This is a genomic window from Paenibacillus sp. D2_2 (genome assembly GCF_031199965.1).
Taxonomy (GTDB): Bacteria; Bacillota; Bacilli; order Paenibacillales; family Paenibacillaceae; genus Fontibacillus.
This window is the reverse complement of record NZ_CP133605.1, coordinates 5494879-5517264: the sequence shown is the minus strand read 5'-3', so window position 1 is coordinate 5517264 and position 22386 is coordinate 5494879. Positions and strand designations below refer to the sequence as shown.

The window sequence follows — 22386 nt, the reverse complement described above, 5'->3', positions numbered from 1 at the left end:
TAAAACGTACCATCGGGCTGTATTATATGTCAATATTTTCCGAGTTTCTGCTTAGTCAATCTAATATAGATAAGAAAAACCAGTGAGCCAAAGATAATAAGGTGACACACTGGTTTTTTAATTGTTACTCCATGCAAAATGCGATTGCCTTCTCATAAGCTTCGATCGCGAGCGGATTAGATGGGTCACGGTCAAAATCATGTTCTCCTTGATCGACGACGAATAATTCGCTATTCGGAATCTGGCTATGAAGTGTTCCGCTCACATAAAAAGGTACATCTGAGTCGGTTCTAGATTGTGCGATAAAAGTAGGAGGAAGCTTGTGTAGATCCTCATCTGATAATTGGTAGTTATTTACATTTGTCGTAGGGTCATGAAATAAACTAGAAATCCAGGTTCCAGTTTGGCGTGCGTGCAAATATAATGCATATCGTTTATGGATAGGGCCGTATACAACCGGTTTGTCTCCTATTATTCCGTCAACAAGAGCTTTAGGTATAAGCGTAATATGCTGATATGTTTTGGAACTGAATGTATCAATATCGAGCCTTGGATAACCGTAGAAAGCTATCATTTTTTCCGGTTTAGGCAGACTGTCATCTTTCGCAGCGAGGAAGGTTAAGTATGCTCCTGCAGAGCGTCCGAAATAAATAAATCGATGATGGGTAAGCCCGATTTGCTCAAAATTAGCTTGAAACCAATTAACTGCATCCTGTACATCAGTATATAGATCTGGTAGACCTACCTCGGGGGCAAGTCGATAATCAAAAGTGATAAATGGATGGCCTGAATCTAGGAATTTCTGAATATAGGCCTTAGGTAAATCGTCTTTTTCTCCACAGAGCAGCCCACCTCCATGAAAATACAAAATCGCAGGTTTGTCAGAGGCTATAGAGTACACTCGTGCTGTTAATTCAATGCCATCTTTATTGCCAAAAGTATATAAATTACTCATTATGAGTCTTCCTTTTCTAGCTGGATTGCTTGCTTCAAATCATATGTGATAATACCATGTACAAGAATACCGTATAATTTTTAACATGTATATGAATCGGGGATCGATTTTATTGTTTTTTAATGTTATAGACGTTTTTGTTTACACCTATTAAACTATTGTAGATGTAAAGAATAGACCTATATAGGAGCATACAAAAACGTGACGACATCTGATCATATTCCTTCATGGAAACAACTAAGCCTCTTTGCCGTAACTTGGCCCATTTTCATAGATTCCGTGCTACGGATGCTACTGGGTACAGTGGACGTGTTTATGTTAAGCCGCGTCTCTGACACGGCAACAGGAGCTGTTGGATTAGCCAACGAAATTATTTTCTTCTGTATTCTGATGTTCGGCTTTGTCGGAATTGGAACGAGTGTTGCGGTGTCCCAGTACATTGGCGCCAGACGAGAGCAGGAAGCAAGTCGGATCTCGGCGCTCGCCATTACGATTAATCTGATCTTCGGGATCATCGTCAGTATCGCACTGTTTAGCTTCGGAGAACCCTTATTGCGATTGCTGAATTTGAATCCTGAACAAGTTGGTATTGCCAGTCACTATCTAAAGATTATCGGTGGATTTATCTGGATTGAGGCGCTCTCATATGCGATCTCGTCAGTCATCAGATCTACTGGACATACGAAGAGTGTTATGTATGTTACATTAGGCGTCAACATAATTCATATGACCGGCAATTATTTGCTGATTTTCGGCAACTTCGGCTTCCCGCAATGGGGTGTTACAGGAGCAGCCGTCTCGACGGTGATTAGCCGCTTGCTCGGCATTATCGTTCTGATCGTAATTCTATACCGTCGCATTCCTGCACCGATTCATCGTAAGGACTACGTGACCTGGGATGGTTCATATGTGAAGCAGATCATGAGCATTGGTCTGCCAGCTGCGGGGGAGCATCTTTCCTGGCAGTCGCAGTATCTGATGATCATCAGCTTTGTTAATATGATAGGCGTTACAGCTCTAAATACGCATGTTTATGTCATGAACGTATCGAACTACTTTATGGCACTTGCAATGGCGATTGGATCAGGTACGGAGATCATCGTCGGACAAATGGTTGGCGCAGGGGAGATGAAGGCTGCTTACCGGAGACTGATTAAAAGCGTGAGAACCAGCTTCTTACTAACGTTTGTCATTGTCGGTATCGCATCGCTTCTATTCCGCTATCAGATGATCGGTATGTTCACGAAGGATCCTGACATTATTGCGGTTGGTGCAACTATTTTCTTGCTTTCCATCGTGCTTGAGCCTGGCAGAACCTTTAATACAGTCATTATCAATTCGCTCCGTGCTGCTGGCGATGCGCGGTTTCCTGTTATGATGGGTGTACTTTCGATGTGGGGAGTTTCGGTCCCACTCGCTTATGTGCTAGGTGTCCATTTTGGGATCGGGCTGCTTGGTATTTGGATCGCGTTTACGGTGGATGAATGGTTGCGCGGAGTTATCATGCTGCTTCGCTGGAGAAGCCGGGCTTGGGAGAAAAAGGCACTGGTGAAGCCGCTCTCCACTCCGGAAGTTGGCATCGAATCGCAAGCTTAGCTTCTCTCGGAGGAGGAGTAGGAAAGAGTCAAAATTCTGCTCGCGAGAGCAGCAGGTTTAATAACTGGGCGAAGGTAACCCTTAGTATACGGGGCCTTCGCCTTTTTTGACAGGAGTTAGGCATGAATTTTCGTGAATTTGAAAAATTTTCTGAAAAACGATGTCGGATAATATAAAAAAATGTTGAAACCTGTCCGATTAATAATGTATAAATACATAACATGAAGTCAAATATTTCCAAAGATTTAAGGGTAAAGGAGCTTTTCGGGTGACTGCACCAGCCGGATTTTTTGATTAAACGCGACTGAGATTGCAATCGACCAGAAACGAAGTTATTCATGGACTGTCGAATTTATTTTCGGCAGTCCACATTTTATTCAGCAAGGTAAAGGTACAACATTACGGAGGGGTGTAAGATGAAGAGTTCTCAATTTATGAAAAAATCTAAGGAAGGGGTTGGCAAAACTACAGGTTTATTTATCGGTACGTTGCGGAATAAGATCATAAGCTTATTTCTAATTGTTGCACTGATTCCGTTGATTACGACATCGCTCTATATTTTTAACCAATCTTCTTCGGCGTTAATCAGTAAGCAAAGAGATAGTTATGAAAAGCTCGTAACCACCACAGCGAACACCGTGGACCAGTACATCGGACAGCGGATGGCGGAAGTAAAAATCTTGGCTTCTACATCTGATATAAAATCTACGGATGAAGTGGCAAAATCTAAATTCCTTAAAAACTTTACTGAGAGCACCAATGTTTTCGACGGTAATACGTTTACTAACGAAAATGGGGTTGTAGCTGCAGATACGTTCGAGAGTAATATCGGAGTTGACTTAAGTGAAAGGGGGTATATTAAGAGCGGGTTGGAAGGTAAAGACGCCTACAGTGAAGTCGTAGTTGCCAAATCTACTGGAAAAAGATCGATTATCGTAGCTACATCGGTAAAAGGAGAGAACGATAAAGTATTAGGAGTTCTTACCGGTTTAGTTGACTTTGAAGCATTCATGAATGAATACACGAAGGATTTGTATATCGATAACGGAGCGGGCTATCCTGTAGTTGTCGATTCAAAGGGAGTAATCCAGCTCCACCCGAACAAAGAGTTAATTGGGAAGAAGGTTAGCGAAGCAGGCGTTTCGCAGGACTTGGCCAATATTTTGGAATCCCATGGAACAAGTTCTGGTTCTACTACATACAAAGAAGAGGGAAAAACCTTTATCGTTGTCTATGCTCCGATGGCGCAGTCGGGGTATGGATTATATCTCCACCTCCCTCAGAAAGCTATTACGGAGCAGGTTGATTCAGTAAAAAAAGAAATCACGATTGTCGTTTTGCTTGTCATGGTGCTTGTTATCATCATTGCATATTTTGTAAGTCGACAAATCACTAGACCAATTATGGAGGCTGCTTCTGTTACTGAACGCATATCTTCAGGGGATCTAACGGTATCTGCATTAAAGAACCGCTCCCGAGACGAGGTTGGTCAATTATCTCAATCCGTTAATGCAATGGTAGAGAATTTACGCAGCTTCATATCAAAGGTTCAGTTTACGGCAGAAGAAGTGGCAACTTCGGCTGAAGAGCTGTCCGCAAATGCCGAACAAACGAGCAAAGCGACCCAACAGATTGCTCTAACCATTGAACAAATGGCTGAAGGGACGGACAAGCAACTTCATGATGCCGAAGCGAGTGTCAATTCGATCACAGAAGTTGCTGAAGACGTACAGCAAGTTGCTGCGAATGCACAGCAAGTGACAGATTCGGCAATACAGACATCCCGAACCGCTGGAGAAGGGAACGAGGAGATTCAGTCAGTTATTGCACAGATGCACTCCATCAAAGATACAGTAACGCAAATTGCCGAAATTATATCGAATCTGGGAGCAAGATCAGCCGAAATTGAAGATATGGCCAAAGTCATCTCTGATATGGCGACTCAGACGAATCTACTGTCGCTCAACGCTGCTATTGAAGCTGCTCGAGCAGGGGAGCATGGCCGTGGCTTTGCCGTAGTTGCGGATGAAATCCGCAAATTGGCGGAGCATTCCGCTCACTCGGCAGGACAGATTGGGCTGCTGATCTCCTCGATTCAAAATGAGACCCAGTTAGCTGTCGAGGCGATGGGCAAGGGAACCAAAGAAGTAGGCCTGGGTATTGAAGTTGTCGATCATGCAGGAAAGTCGTTCGAGATCATTCAACAATCCATTAACGAAGTAGCGGCACAAATCCAAGAGGTTACTGCATATTCCCAGCAGATCCAATCCAGTACAGGACAAGCCGTTGAGATTGTTAGTCAAATCTCTGAAGTGGCGAAAAATTCAGCTGACGGCACAAAGGACATTTCGGCCGCAGCAGAGGAACAATTGGCTTCCATGGAGGAAGTTAACTCGTTCTCCGAATCCTTGGCGAAAATGGCTGATGATTTACAAAGTCTTGTTAAAGGATTTAAGTTATAAACTACTAAAAGAAGGACATCCGTCTAGTTATAGAGGATGTCCTTCTTCTGTATTATACGGGATGTTTTTTTAAGATGAGACATTATCCAATCCCCAATCCATATTCAAGATTTGCACAAGCTGATCCGTACGCTCGGCTCCGATGGAGGCGATAATCTTCGCTTCGAGCTTTTCCCTAATGGCTCTGTTCTGTTCAAAACATTCTTCGCCGAGCTTTGTAAGCTGGATGCATTTGTCCTTGTTATTATGCTGTGCATTGTTGATTTCTACCAAGCCTTTGGACTCTAAATTTTTAATGAACTTATGTGTAGCCTGACGAGAAATTTCCATCTGCCTTGCGACATAGGATATGGTTACCTGCTTCTTGTAGGTCCTTGACATAATGTACCATTCTGAGTTGGATATATGGATATCATGGCTCTGATGCCACAATTGATTGTTTAAGCTGCGAAGACGGATATGAAGCTCACTTACTAGGTCTATCACATTTAAGTTATGCAATTCCATATTTATTATTATCATTCCTTTCGGTATATGCTCATTCAATATACAAAAGCAGGCTATTCATTGTCAACCGGGTTGACGATGGTGTATAATAGAGAAGTATGTCAACTTGGTTGACAAATGGCGAGGAGGTCATCAGCATGTTTAAAGTGGGTCATTTAGTTATATATTCAGTACACGGCATATGCAAAATTGATAGTATAAGTGAGAAGGAAATTGCCAGGCAAACTGAAACTGTATTATGATTTGCATCCGTTGAGCGATGATAATTTAAAGATCAGTGCCCCGGTGGACAACCATAACTTGCTCATGCTTAACCTTATTGGCCCGGCGGAAGCCGAGGAGGTCATACAATCCTTTAGATCTCTGGGCACGGAATGGATCGAGAAAAATACAGATCGCAATCATACGTATTCTAAAGTCATCCGTTCTGGCAACCGGGAAGAAATCGCTAAAATTATCAATACGCTAATGCGTCAAAAGCAAAGGGCCGAGAGAAATAACAAAAAGCTGAGCAATCAAGATCAGACCATGTTAACTTCAACTCGAAATATATTGTTCAAAGAAATTGCCATCGCGTTGGGAACTACGTATGAGGCTGTATTGGATGAAGTAAACGGCTTAATTGCGCAGAGTGCTTAATGGTTGAATAAATAGAGATTCCCGCTGGCTATTAAAATACCGAATAAAAAAATCACTAATCCTGTTTTAGGGTTAGTGATTTTTTTAGGTTTGCGATGTTCAGTTGGGTGAATGGTTCAATATAAGTGTGAACAACCTCTATAGGATGAACTGTCTCATAACTGTTAGAACACAGAGAGGAACTCGTAACAGAATTCTGTTAAAATCAATCCAACTAGAATAGATAGTTCGAAGGAGGAGAGACACATGAAGACGATCACTGTTCAGAGACTGGCCGATGTATTCAAATTAGAGGTGCTTACTGGAGCTGGCCACATGGATCGCGAGATTACCCGACCTCGTACACACAGACCGGGGCTAGAGTTTGTCGGGTATTTTGATTTTTTCCCTATGAAGCGGGTTCAAATACTTGGACGTAAGGAGATTACCTATTTATTGACGCGTACGGTAGAGGAACGCAAGCTGCATATTGGGAACATCGTCAAATATCATCCACCGTGCTTTATTGTGACGTCTGGCCAGCAGGAGATCCCTTTTCTAACCCTGTTCTGCGAGCAGGAAGGCATCCCTTTGCTGAGGACATCAGAGACAACAACGGATTTTATTGTTAAGCTGGATGGTTATCTAGTGAAGGCATTGGCACCGGAAGTATCGATTCATGGGGTATGTATAAATGTCTCCGGCATAGGTATCCTGCTCAGGGGTAAATCCGGCATTGGCAAAAGCGAGACCGCTCATACGCTCATCCGGAGGGGACATCGATTTGTGGCGGACGATATAGTGGTGCTTAAGAGGCTCAGTCCATCTACTCTTCTTGGATCACATAATGAGACGACCCGCGAATTTCTTGCTCTGCGCAGCGTCGGACTGATTAATGTCGTCCGTCAATATGGGCGAAGAGCCTTTCAGGACGAGACGCGGATTGTACTTGATATCGAATTAACCCCGTGGAAGGGAGATTCTCTGAACAATGAGCTGGAGGTCGTCCCTCAGTTCACTGATTATCTGGGTGTGCAGATACCGCATATCGAAATTCAGCTGCAGCCGGGACGTGATGTAGCTGGTCTGATCGAGGCAGCGGCGAATAATTGGTATCTCAAGCAGCTTGGTTACAGCGCCGCGGAAGAGTTCATGAAGCGGATCGAGGACGAGATGCAGTCCTAAGTACAGTCATGTTTTTGACGGAAAGGGGCTCAGAAATAATACCGCCCATAAGCAGAAAATTATGGTACGATAGTAAGAAAAATTTTCAATTGTATCTATTATGGAGGTGTTACAAGATGAGCCAACAGCTGCAGCAAGAGGGGTATTTTGGAGAGTTCGGAGGTAGCTTCGTTCCGCCACAATTGCAAGAGGTTATGGACTATTTAAGTGAGCAATTCTACAAATTCAAGGATGATCCCGAATTTAATGAAGAACTTCGCTATTATTTGCGTGAATACGTGGGACGTGAGAGTCCATTGACGTATGCACAGCGATTGTCCGATGATTGGGGCGGGGCTAAGATTTATTTGAAACGGGAAGATTTAAACCATACGGGCGCGCATAAAATCAACAACGCTATCGGCCAGATTCTGCTTGCCAAAAGAATGGGTGCAAAGCGGATTATTGCCGAAACTGGCGCCGGACAGCACGGAGTAGCCACAGCGACGGCCTGCGCTATGTTCGATATGGAATGTGTCATCTATATGGGGGCTGAAGATACTCGCCGCCAAGCGCTGAACGTGTTCCGGATGGAACTGCTGGGAGCTACCGTTGTTCCTGTTAATAAAGGACAAGGTCGGTTGAAGGATGCGGTAGATGAAGCGCTGAATGATCTGGTGGAGAACTATCAGAATACATTTTATCTGCTGGGTTCCGCGGTTGGGCCTCATCCATTTCCAACGATGGTCAAGCACTTCCAATCCGTCATTAGCGAAGAATCAAGACGGCAGATCTTGGAGAAGGAAGGTCGCCTGCCAGATGCGGTGATTGCCTGCGTTGGAGGCGGTAGTAATGCGATTGGCGCGTTCGCCCACTATATTGATGAGCCGAGCGTTCGTCTGATTGGGGTCGAGCCTGATCAAGCTCCGACCTTGACACAAGGCGTTCCAAGCGTCATCCACGGCTTTAAATGTCTAGTACTGCTCGATGAGGAAGGTCAGCCGCAGAAGACCTATTCCATTGCAGCAGGCCTGGACTACCCAGGTATTGGGCCAGAACATAGCCATCTTAAGGTCTCTGGGCGGGCGGAATATGCGACCGTAACTAACGAGGAAGTGCTTGAAGTTTTCCAGGAATTGTCCCGTACGGAGGGGATTATTCCTGCTCTTGAGAGTGCTCATGCGGTTGCCTACGCTAAGAAGCTAGCTCCTACGATGCATAAGGATCAGATTCTCATCGTGAATCTGTCCGGCCGCGGCGATAAGGATGTCGAGCAAGTGTTCCAAATGCTTAAGAAGTAAGCAGACGATTAATAAACCTAATAATGAGGGGGCTTCTTTATGGGGACAGGGCATAAAGAATCGATAACGATTGAAACTACAGTTCAAACACCAGTAGAGAAAGTCTGGGAATTTTGGACAGAACCTCAGCATCTTACAAAATGGAATTCCGCTTCCGATGATTGGCACACTCCAAAAGCCGAAAATGATCTACGGGTCGGCGGGAAGCTCCTCACTAGAATGGAAGCGAAGGATGGCAGCTTTGGATTTGATTTCGGCGGAGTTTATGATGATGTCAGAATCAACGAGTTCATTTCATACACGATGGATGATGGAAGAAAAGTAGCGATCACTTTCGTTAGTCAGGAAGACAGCACGAAAGTGATCGAAATCTTTGATGCTGAGGCCACCAACCCCGTTGAGATGCAAAGAGCTGGTTGGCAGTCGATTTTAGACAATTTCAAAAAATATTGCGAGAATATCTAGCGATAAATAGCATGGAGAAAATGAAAAGACGGCGAGGGATCCCATCCCTGCGCCGTCTTTTTGTTATCAGAAGATCAGAACTTTACAATCTGACGAAATTTTTCTGTTGATTTTACATAACTTTACAATCTTCTAAAATCACTTTAACAAATATATACGACAATCTATTTAGTTACATATGCCAATATAAAAGGGTGAATTGGATGAAGAAGAGTAAGGTTCTGGGAATGATTCTTGCTTCTGCGCTGGTGACTTCGTCTGTGGCGGTGGCATCTGCGTCTGCGGCTGAAGCTGGCCAAAAGCCGATTGCGACTAAAGCCGGGGCAAGCCAACTCAAGGCAGCTAGTGAAAGCGTGGCGATCGACGGCGTTAAATATACGCTGAAAACAATGGTCGTAGGAAAGACAAAACTTTATTCGCTTCGCGATCTGGCTGGTGGTCTAGGAGCCACGATCAAGCTGAGTGGAGAGAGTCTTATTGTAACGGACAGTCAAGGATTGCACGAAGTGAGCCTCAAATCCGGCTCAAAAGGCTATAGCTTAGACGGCACCACTGCCCAATTTACGATCGCTCCGCAAATTGCGGGAGGCGTTATGTTCGTAGAGCCGATAGCGCTGGTTCAGGCTTTGGGAGGAGAAGTGCAGGAGTCAGGTGATCTGCGTAGTGTGGGACGCTTGAGCGGTCAGTTTGGTACGCCACTGTTCGATGCTGCTGGTAACGTCATTGTTAGCCAAGAGGATGCAGAGAATCCGACATTGATCAAGTTGTGGAACAACGGGCAAGTTGAAATGTTCTCCAGCAACGAGAGCGCCATCGGAGCAGCATTATCCCCTGACCGTTCTTTGGCTGCATTTACAGATCAGAGCGGGGCATTGCTCTTGCTGAACACGGCAACTGGCAGAATCCAACCGCTTGGTAAGGACAAATCAGTAAAGACTGATTTGGTATGGTCTGCAGACGGCAAGAGAATCTATTTCATCCAAGGCGACAAACAAGAGAAAATTGCTTACATAAGTGTGGATACTGGTAAAATCACGGAAGTACTGGCTGACAAAGTCGAAAATAAATCTGAGGTACAAGTATCGATGGACGGGAAGAAAGTCGTCTACTTCGTAAACGTGACCGGAAATGCCCAAACGGATAAGGAAGGAACCGAGGAGTCACTGACCATCGATTACTCGAAAGCGGGCACTCAGGTGTATTCGCTCGAGCTTGGCAATCCTGAGGCGAAACCGGTGCAACTGACTCAGCAGATGGACAACAAATTGTACCTGTCCCTGTTGTCGGATGGCAGTGTTACTTACATCAGCGCCGATCCGGAAGGTAAGGTAGAGAACGACACCCTGAAGATCATTCCAGCCGATGGTTCCCAAATCCGTAATTTAGTTGCTGACGTTAACGTGATCTCCAGTGAATTCATCTCGGGCAAATTGATTATTCTTGCTGAGGCGGCAGATGGTAGCAGCAAATGGTTCGAAGTAGCCGCATCGGGCGCTAAAACGGAGCTGTTCAGCACAGACGAATCCGTCTCTGACTGGACCATTGCACAGAATGGAACCATTGCGTTCATCGCGGATGGCAAAGTAATGCTGGTGCAAGACGGAAAAGTATCGGAACTTACGAAATAATATAATCTATAATTCGGAAGGGGTTACTCAATATGAAATGGTTGAAAACACTGTCCTTGGCTGCGGTCGCTTCAGCGTTCCTCTTGTCTGCAACGATCTCGGGCACTGTAGGGGCGAAGGATGAATTGAAAGGTAAAATTACGGTGAACGGTTCGACGGCGTTGTTGCCGTTGACGCTGCAAGCCGCTAAGGAATTCCAAAAGCTACATCCGAAAGTGAAAATCGCTGCTTCGGGTAAGGGCTCGGTTACTGGCCCACAGGCTGTGAAGAAGGGTATCGCTGATATTGGCGCCTGCGACTGGGATGCCAGCACAGACGTACCAGGCTTTAAAAAGTTTGATGGCCAAGTGGCTAATAAAGTTGCGGTAATTCCGTTCGCGACGATCGTGAACAAAAGCGTTAAGGTCGATAGCTTGACGACGGAACAATTAAAAGGCATCTATTCCGGGAAAATCACGAACTGGAAAGATGTTGGTGGCGAAGACAAGGATATCGTAGTCATCACTCGTTCCTTCGGTTCCGGTACTCGTGTCAATTACCAAGCAAAGGCGCTTGGTGGCGGAGACATTGTCAAGAAGGAGAAGAACTACAAGGAAGTGGGCTCCAGCGGTGATATGAAGACGGCTGTGGCAACAACGCCGAACTCGATCGGTTACATCGACTTGACCTACATCAGCGGCGATGACATCAAAGCCGTGAAACATAACGGGGTAGAGGCAACCGTGGATAACGTAATCAACGGTAAATACAAGATCTGGTCTTATGGTTACTTTATGACCAAGGGAGAGCCAACTGGAGAGACAAAAGCTTTCATCGAATACATTCAAAGCAAAAAGTTCCAAGAGGGTTCCCTGAAAAAATTGAAGTTCATTCCGATCTCGGCAATGAAATAAATCAGCGATAGCTACAATTTGACCAGTCCCTGATTTACGGGACTGGTCTTATATATGGGAGGAACCAGGTTGAACACTTCTGCTCACAAAACTGTCCGGGAATCCGGAACAGGAATATATCCGCGCAACCGTTGGAATTTGACGTCGAGAAATGCCCGAGCTCGGATGGTAAATTGGCTGTTTAAATACTATTTTCTGTTCAGTATATTAGCTCTCTGCCTGGTATTGGCGATGGTCATTTTCTTTATAGGGAAGACGGCGTTGTTAACTTTTCAGGAGGTGACACCTGCCGAGTTCTTCTTCTCGTTTGATTGGGCGCCGGAAGAGGGAAGGTTCGGAGCTGCACTTTTCATTGTCAACACATTGTCTTTAACGGTCTTGACCTTAATCATTGCAGTCCCGCTATCCGTGGGAATGGCTATTCTGATTGCAGAGATTGCACCTAGCTGGGTGAAGAAGTTCGTGAGCCCGCTGCTTGATTTATTGGTCGGGATTCCATCCATCGTATACGGATATCTTGGACTGACCATACTGCTTCCATTACTTAGAGAGCTTAGTGGTGAAGGGCTTGGGGATGGCCTACTGGCCGCTTCCCTGGTGTTAACCATCATGATCCTTCCAACGATCAGCCGCATCAGCGAGGATGCCATCTCGGCCGTGCCGAGAAAGTACCGTGACGCTTCTTATGCGCTTGGTGCCACCAGGCTTCAGACTACCTTCAGGGTGGTTCTGCCCGCAGCTGGCCGCGGCATCGTGGCGGCGATCATTTTGGGTATGACCCGGGCGATCGGAGAGACGATGGCCGTAGTCATGGTGATCGGGAATACACCGCAGCTGGCAAAATCCCTGTTCGCTCCAACCTCGGTACTGACGAGCAACATCGTCATGCAGATCTCCAACGTCGATTTTGATTCGACCTGGAACTATAGTCTGCACCTAATGGCGTTTTTGCTGTTGCTCATCTCGTTCGTGTTGATTCTGATCATCCGTATTATCGGGCGCAAAGGAGGGGCTAATCGATGACCGGGTATAAACTGTCGCGGAAAACTACTCGCTCCTTGCTATGGGATCGGGTAGCCACGGGTTGTTTTTATGCTTTGGGAGCGGGGGTCCTGCTGCTGGTGTTTTGGCTGCTGTTCACTATCCTGAGCAAAGGGCTGCCGCAAATTTCCTGGGATTTCTTGATTAAGCTGCCGGAGGAGATTGATGCTGGCGGAGGCATCGGACCGATGCTATTCAACTCCTTCTATATCCTGTTTCTCTCGCTATTGATATCAGTTCCGATCGGTGTGGGAGCGGGCATCTATATGGCGGAATACGCGCCGAACAACCGATTCACAGAAATTCTTCGTATTTGCGTCGAGTCGCTATCCTCTGTGCCATCGATCGTATTCGGCCTGCTAGGCCTGGCGATTTTCGCCGAATATTTCGGCATCGGGCTTACGATTCTTGGCGGAGCCGTTAGCTTGGCCTTTCTCAACCTGCCGATGTTGGCTCGGGTTACGGAAGAAGCGGTTCGGGCGGTGCCGAATGATCTGCGACACGCGGCATATGGACTTGGAACGACCCAGTTTCATATGATCCGCACGGTCGTCATTCCTACAGCCATGCAGGCAATCATCACCGGCATTTGTCTTGTTGCGGGCCGTGCTTTCGGGGAATCGGCCGTTATTATTTTGACGGCGGGACTCAGCACTTCGGCGAGATGTGGGATTTTAACCTATTCTCTCCTGGCGAGACGTTGGCTGTTCATTTGTGGTACGTACAGTCCGAAGCGATCGTGGAGGATGCCAGGCAGATTGCCGATAAATCGGCTGCTGTTCTAGTATTCGTTGTCCTATTGATTAATCTTGTATTTCGCTTGCCGATCTGGATCAATAATCGCAAGCTGAAGAAATAGAGCGGCTACGGTCGAAAAGGCTTATTCCTTGTTGTAATTGGAATAGGCCTTTTTTAGGTTTCAGGATATTAATCTATCATACCAGACGGATTTGGGAACGAATATTGCGTCAATTTGTTAGAGCTTGTAGAGGCATTATAAGTTTTCTAAGAAGGCCCGACATTTAGTAGAGACGTTGGGTTTTTCGACCAGTAATGTGATATCCGCTCATGTAACAATGAAATATGGTTATGGGTGTTAAAGAAATCTTTTATAGCCATTCACCCCCGTCCGGTAGTCTTGAATGTCTATCAAACAGCAAATAAATATCATATAATGAGGATATTAAATCTTTAACTAAGCTGATTCATTATAGGTTATATTGCTCCGGAAGAAATGTGTGACGATGTCGCACTCTGGCTTGCTGTGGTGTCTGCGTAGGAGCGCCTACATCTTTTCATCAAATATTTGAATATAAGGACGGACGGCGAAATGGCTAATGGACAAATCAAGACAGACGTTATCTTGATCGGTGCCGGGATCATGAGTGCGACTTTAGGGTCACTACTGAAAGAACTAGCACCGGACTGGGAAATTACAGTGTTTGAGAGGCGCAGTAGCGCTGGAGAGGAAAGCTCTAACGAATGGAATAATGCTGGAACAGGGCATTCCGCACTGTGTGAGCTTAACTACACCGTAGAAAAACCGGATGGATCCATGGATATTAGTAAAGCGATCAAGGTTAATGAAGAGTACCAGGTTTCTAAGCAGTTTTGGTCATATCTTGTAAACAGCAAGCTGATACGTAATCCGCGAGACTTTATTATGCCAGTGCCTCATATGAGCTTTGTACAAGGGGCTAAGGATGTAGCCTTTCTAAAGAAGAGATTCGAAGCATTATCCAGCAACCCACTATTCCAAGGGATGGAGTATTCGGATGATCCAGCGAAGCTGATGGAATGGATTCCGCTGATGATGAAGGACCGGACGGTAAGTGGTCCGATCGCAGCTACAAGGATTGACTCAGGCACAGATGTTAATTTTGGCGCTTTAACACGCATATTGTTCGATCATTTGAAGAGTAAAGGCGTTGACATGAAGTTCAACCAGCACGTCCAGGATGTGAAGCGGACTAGTGATGACAGATGGGAATTGAAGGTGCGGAATATCGAGAACGGTACGGTTACGCGCCATACGGCTAAATTTGTCTTCATCGGCGGCGGGGAGGGAGCCTTCATTTGCTGCAGAAATCCGGCATTCCTGAAGGTAAAGGGATCGGCGGATTCCCAATAAGCGGATTGTTTATGGTGTGTAAGAATCCAGACGTTGTTGCGCAGCATTATGCTAAGGTATACGGTCAAGCTCAGGTGGGGGCCCCACCGATGTCTGTTCCGCATCTGGACTCCAGATTAATCGAGGGTAAGGAATCCTTATTATTTGGTCCGTTCGCCGGCTTCTCTCCTAAGTTCTTGAAGTTTGGTTCTATGTTCGATCTGATCTCTTCGGTTAAACCGCATAACCTCATAACGATGTTGGCTTCAGGTGCCAAGAACATGTCATTGGTGACTTATCTGATCAAGGAATTGATGCAATCGAAGGAAAAGCGCGTGCAAACTTTACGGGAATTTGTACCGAATGCCAAATCTGAGGATTGGGATCTGGTGGTGGCAGGCCAGCGCGTACAAATTATTAAGGATACGGAAAGTGGCAAAGGAACACTGCAATTTGGTACGGAGGTCATTAGTGCTGCCGATGGTTCAATCGCTGCATTACTCGGCGCTTCACCAGGTGCTTCTACCGCCGTTCCTGTCATGCTTGAGGTGATCAATAAATGTTTCCCACAGCATATCAAAGAGTGGGAGCCAAAGATCAAAGAAATGATTCCATCCTATGGCATGAGGCTCTTAAGCAAGCCGGAACTGATTGGGCAGATCCATACTTCAACGGCGCGGACGCTGGGATTGAACCGTGAACCGCAGCCTATGCAATAGACAATGATATAATATATAAATCTAGGCAGTCTTTCTTCTAATTTCTATGGACGAAGACTGCCTTTTTATTTTGCTTGCAATTTTATAGGCAAACCCATTGACTTTGACGTCGTGTCGTACTCTAAGCTGTACCTAGAAAGGAGGAAAACATGGAGCTGCATACAATTAGCGAGGTTTCTAAGATATATCAGATTTCCACAAGAACACTCAGATATTATGAGCAGATCGGATTGCTGCAGAGTGTAAAGAAGAGGGATATGCTTATCGCAGCTATGACCAGGATTCGCTGATTAGGTTGGAACAGATTTTAATCTTACGAAAACTGAGAATTCCATTAAGGGAAATTGACCGGGTTCTACACAGCGAAGAGTCCTTGGAAGCTATCACTGTGTTTCAGGAGAAGATTAAGGAGCTATCCAGTGATATTTTGGCATTGACTGCCGTTAGAACGGCCTTGGAACAATTCATAATCTTACTTGACGTTAAGGGTCACTTGGACATGAGTTCAGATTTTCTGGAGGTTGCTTGGGATACCATTAAGACTCTGCCAACGACAACGAATCATTTAAAGGAGGAAATCACTGTGAATCATTTGAATGTAGCCGATCACCATTTGTCTAAGCTTAAAGAGGCAAGAATTCTCTATGTACCCCCTTGTACGGTAGCTTCTATTCATTTGGTAGGTGGAACACCGGAGTACGATACATGGATTAAACTTCAACAATTAATGACTCAGACGAACCTCGCCAGTGAGAAGCTGGATCTGCGTCATTACGGCTTTAACCATCCGAACGGAGTACTATCCGATGGTTCAGATCATGGGTACGAAAGATGGGTCACCATTCCGGATGATATGGAGGTACAAGAACCTTTTGTGAAAAAGAAATTTGTTGGCGGTTTATATGCAGCTCATATGATTCCAATGGGGAATTTCGAGGAGTGGGGGCTGCTTGCCAAATGGGTAGATGAGAGTAAAGAGTATGAGCCTAACTGGGGTAATCCGGATTGCATGTACGGTTCTATGGAAGAGCATTTGAATTACATCAATCTATACCACCTAAGCAATGAGGAGGCTGATCGACGGCTTCAATTGGATCTGTTGCTTCCAATCAGACCTAAGTCGAAGGAATAACAGTATGGATAAAGGCTAACCTGAAAAGTGGTTAGCCTCTTTTATTTAGAAGTGCAAGCCCCTATGAGTCCTTGGTTGCTAGTTTCTGTTTAATAACTTTGTACTCATCCTCCAAAATGCTCATCAATATGGAATCATGATACTCATGGTTGTAGAACAAAGCTTCTCTTTGAACCCCTTCTTGTTTGAAGCCTACTTTCTCATATACTCTCACTGCACGATGATTGTACGAGAATACATTAAGTTCAATCCGGTGCAGATTAAGCACTCCAAACCCATATTCGAGCATGAGCTGAAGTGCCTCTGTACCGTATCCTTTGTTCTGGCTACCGTCAGTGAGCGCTATCCGAATATTCGCATTACGATTCATTGTATCAATATCCTGAATCGCAATGTCTCCGATTGGTGCGTCGTCGCTACAGGTAGCGATCAAGAGCAGCACGGAAGATGAGTCTTGTGACTTGGCTTCAATGTAGCTAGCAATTTGCTCCCGAGTATGGTGTCTCTGCGTTCCGGTGAGTCTTCTTGTTTCTTTATCGTACAACGTACTAAAGTACCAGTTGGTATCGGCTGCTTCAATCGGACGCAAATATACTTTTTTTCCTTCGAGAAAGCGTACATTTTCCATATCATTCATATCTCCTTTATCTCAGTTCTACCTTAATCTACCACTAATCTGTATACTTGAGGATGTACAGATTCGATTATTTTTAGGTGACAGAAGAGAGGGTAAAAATGCAGAACATCTACGCTTTAATATACGAATCTATCAAGAAGGATATTGTCCAGGGAAAATTAGGGGCAAACGATCGTCTGCCCTCGATTCGCGAGCAAGCCCGGCAATTATCGATAAGTACTACGCCGGTAGAAACTGCCTATCAGCAGCTAGTTGCGGAAGGATTCATAGAGAATCGGCCCAGAAAAGGGTTCTTTGTTGCTGCCCTTCCAGTGTCATACGGGCAATTCACGCTGACTGATCACCTGAACGAGCCTGTTCATTTTGAGAGGGATTGTTCAATGGAGGGAGCTTATCCCTATGATTTCCATCTCTGCAAAAATGACTTTGCGGGCTTCCCGATCAACCAATGGAAGCGTCTGTTGACGGACACGCTGCGGGATGAATACAACGATCTATTATTCTATGGAGATTATCAAGGGGAGGCAGGATTGAGAGAGGAGCTGGCAGCCTATCTTTATCGCATTCGTGGTGTAGTCTGTCGCAAGGAACAGATTGTACTCGGCGCAGAGCAGCATCTGCTTCTTCATTATCTCGCGATTCTGCTTAAGGATGTTTCCTCAGTGATGGCTGTGGAAGATCCTTGTTATCCGCTGCTCCCCTATACCTTTCAAGCAGAGGGTTATGGGATATCTTACGTCACAGAGGCGGATCAGGGCATCGACATATCTCGCTTGTTGAAGACATCAGCCCGTATTGTTGCTGTCTCACCTTCACATCAATACCCTGGTGGAAGAGTGATGCCGATTAACGAAAGAATGGAACTACTGAGGTGGGCTGAGGCGCATGGAGGATACATTATTGAGGATGACTACGGGGAGAGCTTCGTTATTTAGGCCAACCGGTGCCTGCACTGCAAGGTCTTGCTCCAGGGGCTAATGTGATATATATCGGAGGATTCTCACAAATTCTCGCACCTGACATTTGTATACATTATATGGTGCTTCCTGACTCAATACTGGATGCTTATCATCATTTGCGCAGGAAATTATGGTTCGAACAATCATCTTCTCGTATTTATCAACGTACCCTGGAGAAATTTATGGAACAGGGCTATTTCGAGAAGCATGTCCGTAAAATGCGAAATCTCTATCGCAAAAAAAGCCATCAGTTAGCCGAAGCGCTGCAGACCCACTTCGAGGGACATGGCGAGGTGATTACCCCGCATGCTGGATTTCATCTGATTCTATCGCTCCACGCTTCAGTCTCTGAGCAAGAATTGGTTGAATTAGCACGTTCTCATGGTATTGTAGTTGCTTCAGCGACAGCATTTTATGGGGACAAAGCGGTCTATCATCCACAGAGAAGATTTCTGATTGGCTTCGGTGGAGTTGTCTGGGAGCGGATTGATGAGGGAGTGGCTTTGCTGTGGCAGATATGGGAGCCCTACTTTTGCTCGCAGTAAGCAGACCATCTTAATCCTTATAGTGAAGATAGGGCCACTCCTCTCACGAGGATCGAAATAATTTAAAGTAAAAAACGTATATATTTAAACTTTATATGGATGAAATTGTAATTTATAATTGTAAATGTAAGCGATATCTTTTTATGGAGGTGGTTGGGAGCCTGTGGCGAAGGTCCAAGTACGCTAGCGAGGTAGGATCAAAATCATGATGGAGGAGGTAATGGTTATGTTGAAATCGAAATGGCTGTATTTGTACGTTGCATTCGTGATGGTGTTTGGGCTGCTCTTGTCCGACATTGCAGGAAGAGCAGATGCGAGCCTTGCTTCGGGCAACAAGTTCTTGGGCAATGTAATTGGAAGCAGTGCCCCCTCGGACTTTTCCAAGTACTGGAACCAGGTTACACCGGAAAACGCGACGAAATGGGGTTCCGTCGAATCTACGCGTAACACCATGAGCTGGTCTAATGGGGATCTGATCTACAATTATGCACAGACAAACAAGATTCCTTTCAAGTTCCATACACTTGTCTGGGGCAGCCAGGAGCCGGGTTGGATTGGTAGTCTATCCGCAGCCGACAAGAAGGCTGAAGTAACAGAATGGATTCAGCTCGCTGGCCAGCACTATCCGAAAGCGGACTATGTCGACGTCGTCAACGAACCGCTACATGCCAAGCCTAGTTATAAAGACGCCATCGGTGGGGACGGCACCACGGGCTGGGACTGGGTCATTTGGTCGTTCCAGCAAGCTAGAGCGGCATTCCCAAATTCGAAGTTGCTGATTAACGATTATGGCATCATCAGTGATCCTAACGCAGCGTCGCAATACTTGACCATCATCAATCTGTTGAAGGACAGGGGATTGGTCGACGGCATCGGCATTCAATGCCATTATTTCAACATGGATAATGTATCCGTCAGCACCATGAACAGTGTTCTCAACTCGCTATCGGCTACAGGCTTACCGATCTACGTATCGGAATTGGACATGACCGGCGATGACGCCACGCAGTTGTCGCGTTATCAGACGAAGTTCCCGGTATTGTGGGAGAACCCGAACGTGAAGGGTATCACCCTGTGGGGATACATCCAAGGACAAACGTGGCAATCCGATACGTACCTGGTAACCTCCTCTGGCACTGAGCGTCCGGCCATGCAATGGCTGAAGCAATATCTGGGCGGTGGGAGCACGCCAGTAGTACCGGCTGCACCGACTGGGTTAACGGCAACGGCGGGCAACGCCCAAGTGGCCCTAAGTTGGGCTGCCTCAAGCGGTGCGACGAGCTACACGGTGAAGCAGGCGACGACCAGCGGTGGCCCGTATACGAACGTGGCGACTAATATATCGACGACAAGTTATACGATAACGGGGCTGACGAACGGAGCGACGTACTACTACGTCGTCACGGCCACGAATTCCGCCGGAACGAGCGGCAATTCCGCGCAAGTGAGTGTGATACCTACCGGCGGTGGAGGTACTGGTGGCAATCTTGTCGTCCAATACAAAACTCAGAATACGAACGCCACCTCTAATACGCTTGCTCCGAACTTCGTGATCAAGAATAATGGTACTTCGGCCGTCAATCTCAGTAATTTGAAAATCCGGTACTACTTTACGAAGGATAGCAGCTCAGCACTAAATGCTTATATCGATTGGGCGGCGGTCGGCAACTCGAATGTCAGCGCCACCTTCGGAAGTACGACGGGTACCAATGCGGATACGTACATGGAGATTTCGTTCGGTTCCGGAGCGGGCTCGATCGCACCAGGCGGAACATCGGGTGATATCCAGACACGAATTGCCAAGTCTGATTGGTCCAACTTCAACCAGTCCAACGATTACTCGTATGACTCCACGAAGACGGCCTATACCGACTGGAACAAAGTGACACTCTATCAGTCTGGAACGCTTGCTTGGGGAATCGAACCGTAACATTAAATAAGACCGGAATGAGCAGAACACATTCCGGTCTTACTATTTGCTGGGCCAATAGTACATTTGGGCATTTCTCTCACCCTTTTATGTCTATTGAGCTGCTTCTTCAAATAATGAAACTAGCAATTCTAGAGCTTGTTCCTCATCCGGGCCATCAAAGGTTAACGTAAGAGTAGTACCTTTCTTCGCCTCCATCGCCATAACTCCGAGAATGCTCTTTGCATCGGAGATGACATTATGATCTTCCCAAATCAAGCGAATTTCCGATTGCGTAGTAGCGGCAGTCCCGCTAATCTGCTTGGCTAGCAGAACATGAAATCCATCAGACGGCATTATAACTTTGATTGCCTTCATTTTAGGTTCCTCCTATAAGACGATTAAGCGGTTCTTGCTTCTGTTAAATCCTCGATGATCTGTGGGTATTCCTTGTCCAGCTTATACGGTATGAGGAGCAGGAGAGTAATTACCCCGAAGATGATCGGCAGATAGATGAACATAAACTGAATGACATGACCTGCCGATGTGCTGATCGTCCCCTGGCCGCCAATATAACCTCCCATAGCGAGCAACCATCCGACGAGAGCTGCTCCTATGCCATTGCCGGCTTTCGAGCCGAAGCTGCCAGCGCTATAGACTAACCCCTCCGTACGCATGCCTGTTTTCCATTCACCATATTCGATGGTGTCTGCTAGCATGGCGAACATGGTGGCCGCTAACGGAACACTTCCAACACTCTTGATTAAGGTAGAAGTGATGATGACGCTTAAGTTTGTTGGATTAATAATTAGAACTAGACTGCCAATCAATGAGATGATCAATCCTATGATGGATGAGTTTCGCTTGCCGAATCTTTTTATAATCGGTGCGACAAACATCAATCCTATGAAAATTGGAATGATACTAATCGCGCCCATCAAGCCCACCAGATCCTTGTTATGCATAATATATTGGTAATAATAAATACCAACGCCACTTCCAACAGATCCGGATATCCCGGTGATCAGCATAAGTACGACAATCATGACCCAATATTTATTACGAAATAGAGCCTTGACCCCTCGCTTGAAGGGGATTTCCTTCTGTACAACAGAGGGCTTGACCCGCTCTTTTGTTGTCTTGAAGGTGATGAAGAAGAGAATGGCTGCAACAGAGCCATAAATGATAAAGGTCTTCAGCCAGCCAGCCCTACCGCCGCCGAATGTATCCACCATGGGTAAAGTCATTGTCGTTACGACTAACGTACCAATCAACATACTCATCATTCGGAAGATGTTAAGCAACGAACGTTGGTATTGATCCTGCGTAATCATCGAATTTAAGACGCCATATGGAATGTTAATCGCTGAGTACACGACATTCATGATTAAATAGGTGGCATAAGCGTAGATAAGAGCGCCTGTCGGACCAAGATCCGGGGCAGCGAACATTAGAATGCCTGAAATACCGAACGGGATCGCGAGCCAGAGTATCCAAGGACGCGCCTTGCCGTACTTGGTCTTCGTCTTGTCTACCATTGCTCCGACCCCGATATCGACGAATGCATCAAATACGCGTGCGATGAGCAATAGTGTACCGACAGCAGCAGCAGAAATTCCAGCGACATTGGTATAGAAGAATGTTAGAAACATACTTGTTGATGCCCAGATGAAGTTGCTGGCCATGTCGCCAACACCATAACCAAGCTTCTCTTTGAACTTGATTTTCTCGCTTTGCATATTTTT

20 protein-coding genes and 3 pseudogenes are annotated in these 22386 nt (G+C 45.8%); 18 read left to right on the top strand and 5 right to left on the bottom strand.

Annotated features, from left to right (window positions below):
* Positions 1-124 precede the first annotated feature (124 nt).
* Entirely contained in the window at positions 125-955 is an 831-nt protein-coding gene (locus RE628_RS28200; protein ID WP_309156639.1) for an alpha/beta hydrolase, read from the bottom strand.
* A 201-nt stretch (positions 956-1156) separates the two neighbouring features.
* Here RE628_RS28200 and RE628_RS28195 point away from each other — a divergent pair, with 201 nt between their 5' ends.
* Together RE628_RS28195 and RE628_RS28190 are read left to right on the top strand one after the other, a co-directional pair.
* Positions 1157-2551 (top strand): MATE family efflux transporter, encoded by a 1395-nt coding sequence (locus RE628_RS28195; protein WP_309156638.1) that lies wholly within the window; start codon positions 1157-1159, stop codon positions 2549-2551.
* A 416-nt stretch (positions 2552-2967) separates the two neighbouring features.
* The gene (locus tag RE628_RS28190) at positions 2968-5013 is read left to right on the top strand and encodes a methyl-accepting chemotaxis protein (RefSeq protein WP_309156637.1); all 2046 of its coding nucleotides are present in this window, start codon (positions 2968-2970) and stop codon (positions 5011-5013) included.
* Between the two features lie 69 nt (positions 5014-5082).
* Here RE628_RS28190 and RE628_RS28185 read toward each other — a convergent pair whose 3' ends face one another.
* Positions 5083-5499 (bottom strand): MarR family winged helix-turn-helix transcriptional regulator, encoded by a 417-nt coding sequence (locus tag RE628_RS28185; RefSeq protein ID WP_309156636.1) that lies wholly within the window; start codon positions 5497-5499, stop codon positions 5083-5085.
* A gap of 119 nt (positions 5500-5618) precedes the next feature.
* Here RE628_RS28185 and RE628_RS29920 point away from each other — a divergent pair, with 119 nt between their 5' ends.
* The 12 genes and pseudogenes from RE628_RS29920 to RE628_RS28130 all read left to right on the top strand — a co-directional run bounded on the left by RE628_RS29920 (position 5619) and on the right by RE628_RS28130 (position 16591).
* Positions 5619-5762: a CarD family transcriptional regulator gene (locus RE628_RS29920; protein WP_375143017.1), complete on the top strand. Its 144-nt coding sequence runs from the start codon at positions 5619-5621 to the stop codon at positions 5760-5762.
* Positions 5722-6159: a CarD family transcriptional regulator gene (locus RE628_RS28180; RefSeq protein WP_309156635.1), complete on the top strand. Its 438-nt coding sequence runs from the start codon at positions 5722-5724 to the stop codon at positions 6157-6159. The genes RE628_RS29920 and RE628_RS28180 overlap by 41 nt, the downstream gene beginning before the upstream one ends.
* Before the next feature lie 246 nt (positions 6160-6405).
* On the top strand, positions 6406-7323 hold the full coding sequence (hprK, locus tag RE628_RS28175; RefSeq protein WP_309156634.1) for an HPr(Ser) kinase/phosphatase: 918 nt from the start codon (positions 6406-6408) through the stop codon (positions 7321-7323).
* A gap of 116 nt (positions 7324-7439) precedes the next feature.
* Complete coding sequence (gene trpB, locus RE628_RS28170) at positions 7440-8603, top strand: tryptophan synthase subunit beta (RefSeq protein WP_309156633.1); 1164 nt, start codon at positions 7440-7442, stop codon at positions 8601-8603.
* A 39-nt stretch (positions 8604-8642) separates the two neighbouring features.
* The gene (locus tag RE628_RS28165) at positions 8643-9068 is read left to right on the top strand and encodes an SRPBCC family protein (RefSeq protein ID WP_309156631.1); all 426 of its coding nucleotides are present in this window, start codon (positions 8643-8645) and stop codon (positions 9066-9068) included.
* Positions 9069-9271: 203 nt separating this feature from the next.
* Positions 9272-10696: a stalk domain-containing protein gene (locus tag RE628_RS28160; protein ID WP_309156630.1), complete on the top strand. Its 1425-nt coding sequence runs from the start codon at positions 9272-9274 to the stop codon at positions 10694-10696.
* A 32-nt stretch (positions 10697-10728) separates the two neighbouring features.
* Complete coding sequence (locus RE628_RS28155; protein WP_309156629.1) at positions 10729-11589, top strand: phosphate ABC transporter substrate-binding protein; 861 nt, start codon at positions 10729-10731, stop codon at positions 11587-11589.
* A 138-nt stretch (positions 11590-11727) separates the two neighbouring features.
* On the top strand, positions 11728-12612 hold the full coding sequence (gene pstC, locus RE628_RS28150) for a phosphate ABC transporter permease subunit PstC (RefSeq protein ID WP_375143145.1): 885 nt from the start codon (positions 11728-11730) through the stop codon (positions 12610-12612).
* Positions 12609-13489, top strand: a pseudogene (gene pstA / locus RE628_RS28145) (phosphate ABC transporter permease PstA). The gene pstC and the pseudogene pstA overlap by 4 nt, the downstream one beginning before the upstream one ends.
* 471 nt (positions 13490-13960) lie before the next feature.
* A pseudogene (locus RE628_RS28140) lies at positions 13961-15459 on the top strand (malate:quinone oxidoreductase).
* A gap of 149 nt (positions 15460-15608) precedes the next feature.
* Positions 15609-15749 carry a MerR family transcriptional regulator gene (locus tag RE628_RS28135; RefSeq protein WP_309156628.1) on the top strand — a complete coding sequence of 47 codons (141 nt, stop codon included), beginning with the start codon at positions 15609-15611 and terminating at the stop codon, positions 15747-15749.
* A gap of 5 nt (positions 15750-15754) precedes the next feature.
* On the top strand, positions 15755-16591 hold the full coding sequence (locus RE628_RS28130; RefSeq protein ID WP_309156627.1) for an effector binding domain-containing protein: 837 nt from the start codon (positions 15755-15757) through the stop codon (positions 16589-16591).
* Positions 16592-16652: 61 nt separating this feature from the next.
* On the opposite strand, the gene RE628_RS28125 is transcribed toward RE628_RS28130, so the two are convergent.
* A complete protein-coding gene (locus RE628_RS28125; RefSeq protein WP_375143016.1) occupies positions 16653-17219 on the bottom strand; it encodes a GNAT family N-acetyltransferase in 567 nt (188 codons plus the stop codon).
* Between the two features lie 107 nt (positions 17220-17326).
* On the opposite strand from RE628_RS28125, the gene RE628_RS28120 reads away from it, so the two are divergent.
* From RE628_RS28120 to RE628_RS28105, 4 genes and pseudogenes are all read left to right on the top strand, one after another.
* Positions 17327-18163: an aminotransferase-like domain-containing protein gene (locus tag RE628_RS28120; protein WP_309156625.1), complete on the top strand. Its 837-nt coding sequence runs from the start codon at positions 17327-17329 to the stop codon at positions 18161-18163.
* Positions 18164-18171: 8 nt separating this feature from the next.
* Positions 18172-18732 carry an aminotransferase class I/II-fold pyridoxal phosphate-dependent enzyme gene (locus RE628_RS28115; protein WP_309156624.1) on the top strand — a complete coding sequence of 187 codons (561 nt, stop codon included), beginning with the start codon at positions 18172-18174 and terminating at the stop codon, positions 18730-18732.
* Between the two features lie 268 nt (positions 18733-19000).
* Positions 19001-19906, top strand: a pseudogene (locus tag RE628_RS28110) (endo-1,4-beta-xylanase); the annotation flags it as partial.
* On the top strand, positions 19883-20662 hold the full coding sequence (locus RE628_RS28105; RefSeq protein WP_309159604.1) for a cellulose binding domain-containing protein: 780 nt from the start codon (positions 19883-19885) through the stop codon (positions 20660-20662). The pseudogene RE628_RS28110 and the gene RE628_RS28105, both read left to right, overlap by 24 nt.
* 93 nt (positions 20663-20755) lie before the next feature.
* On the opposite strand, the gene RE628_RS28100 is transcribed toward RE628_RS28105, so the two are convergent.
* Positions 20756-21019, bottom strand: coding sequence for an HPr family phosphocarrier protein (locus tag RE628_RS28100; protein ID WP_309156622.1), 264 nt, complete (start codon positions 21017-21019; stop codon positions 20756-20758).
* Between the two features lie 23 nt (positions 21020-21042).
* A complete protein-coding gene (locus RE628_RS28095; RefSeq protein ID WP_309156621.1) occupies positions 21043-22380 on the bottom strand; it encodes an MFS transporter in 1338 nt (445 codons plus the stop codon).
* Positions 22381-22386: the final 6 nt, after the last annotated feature.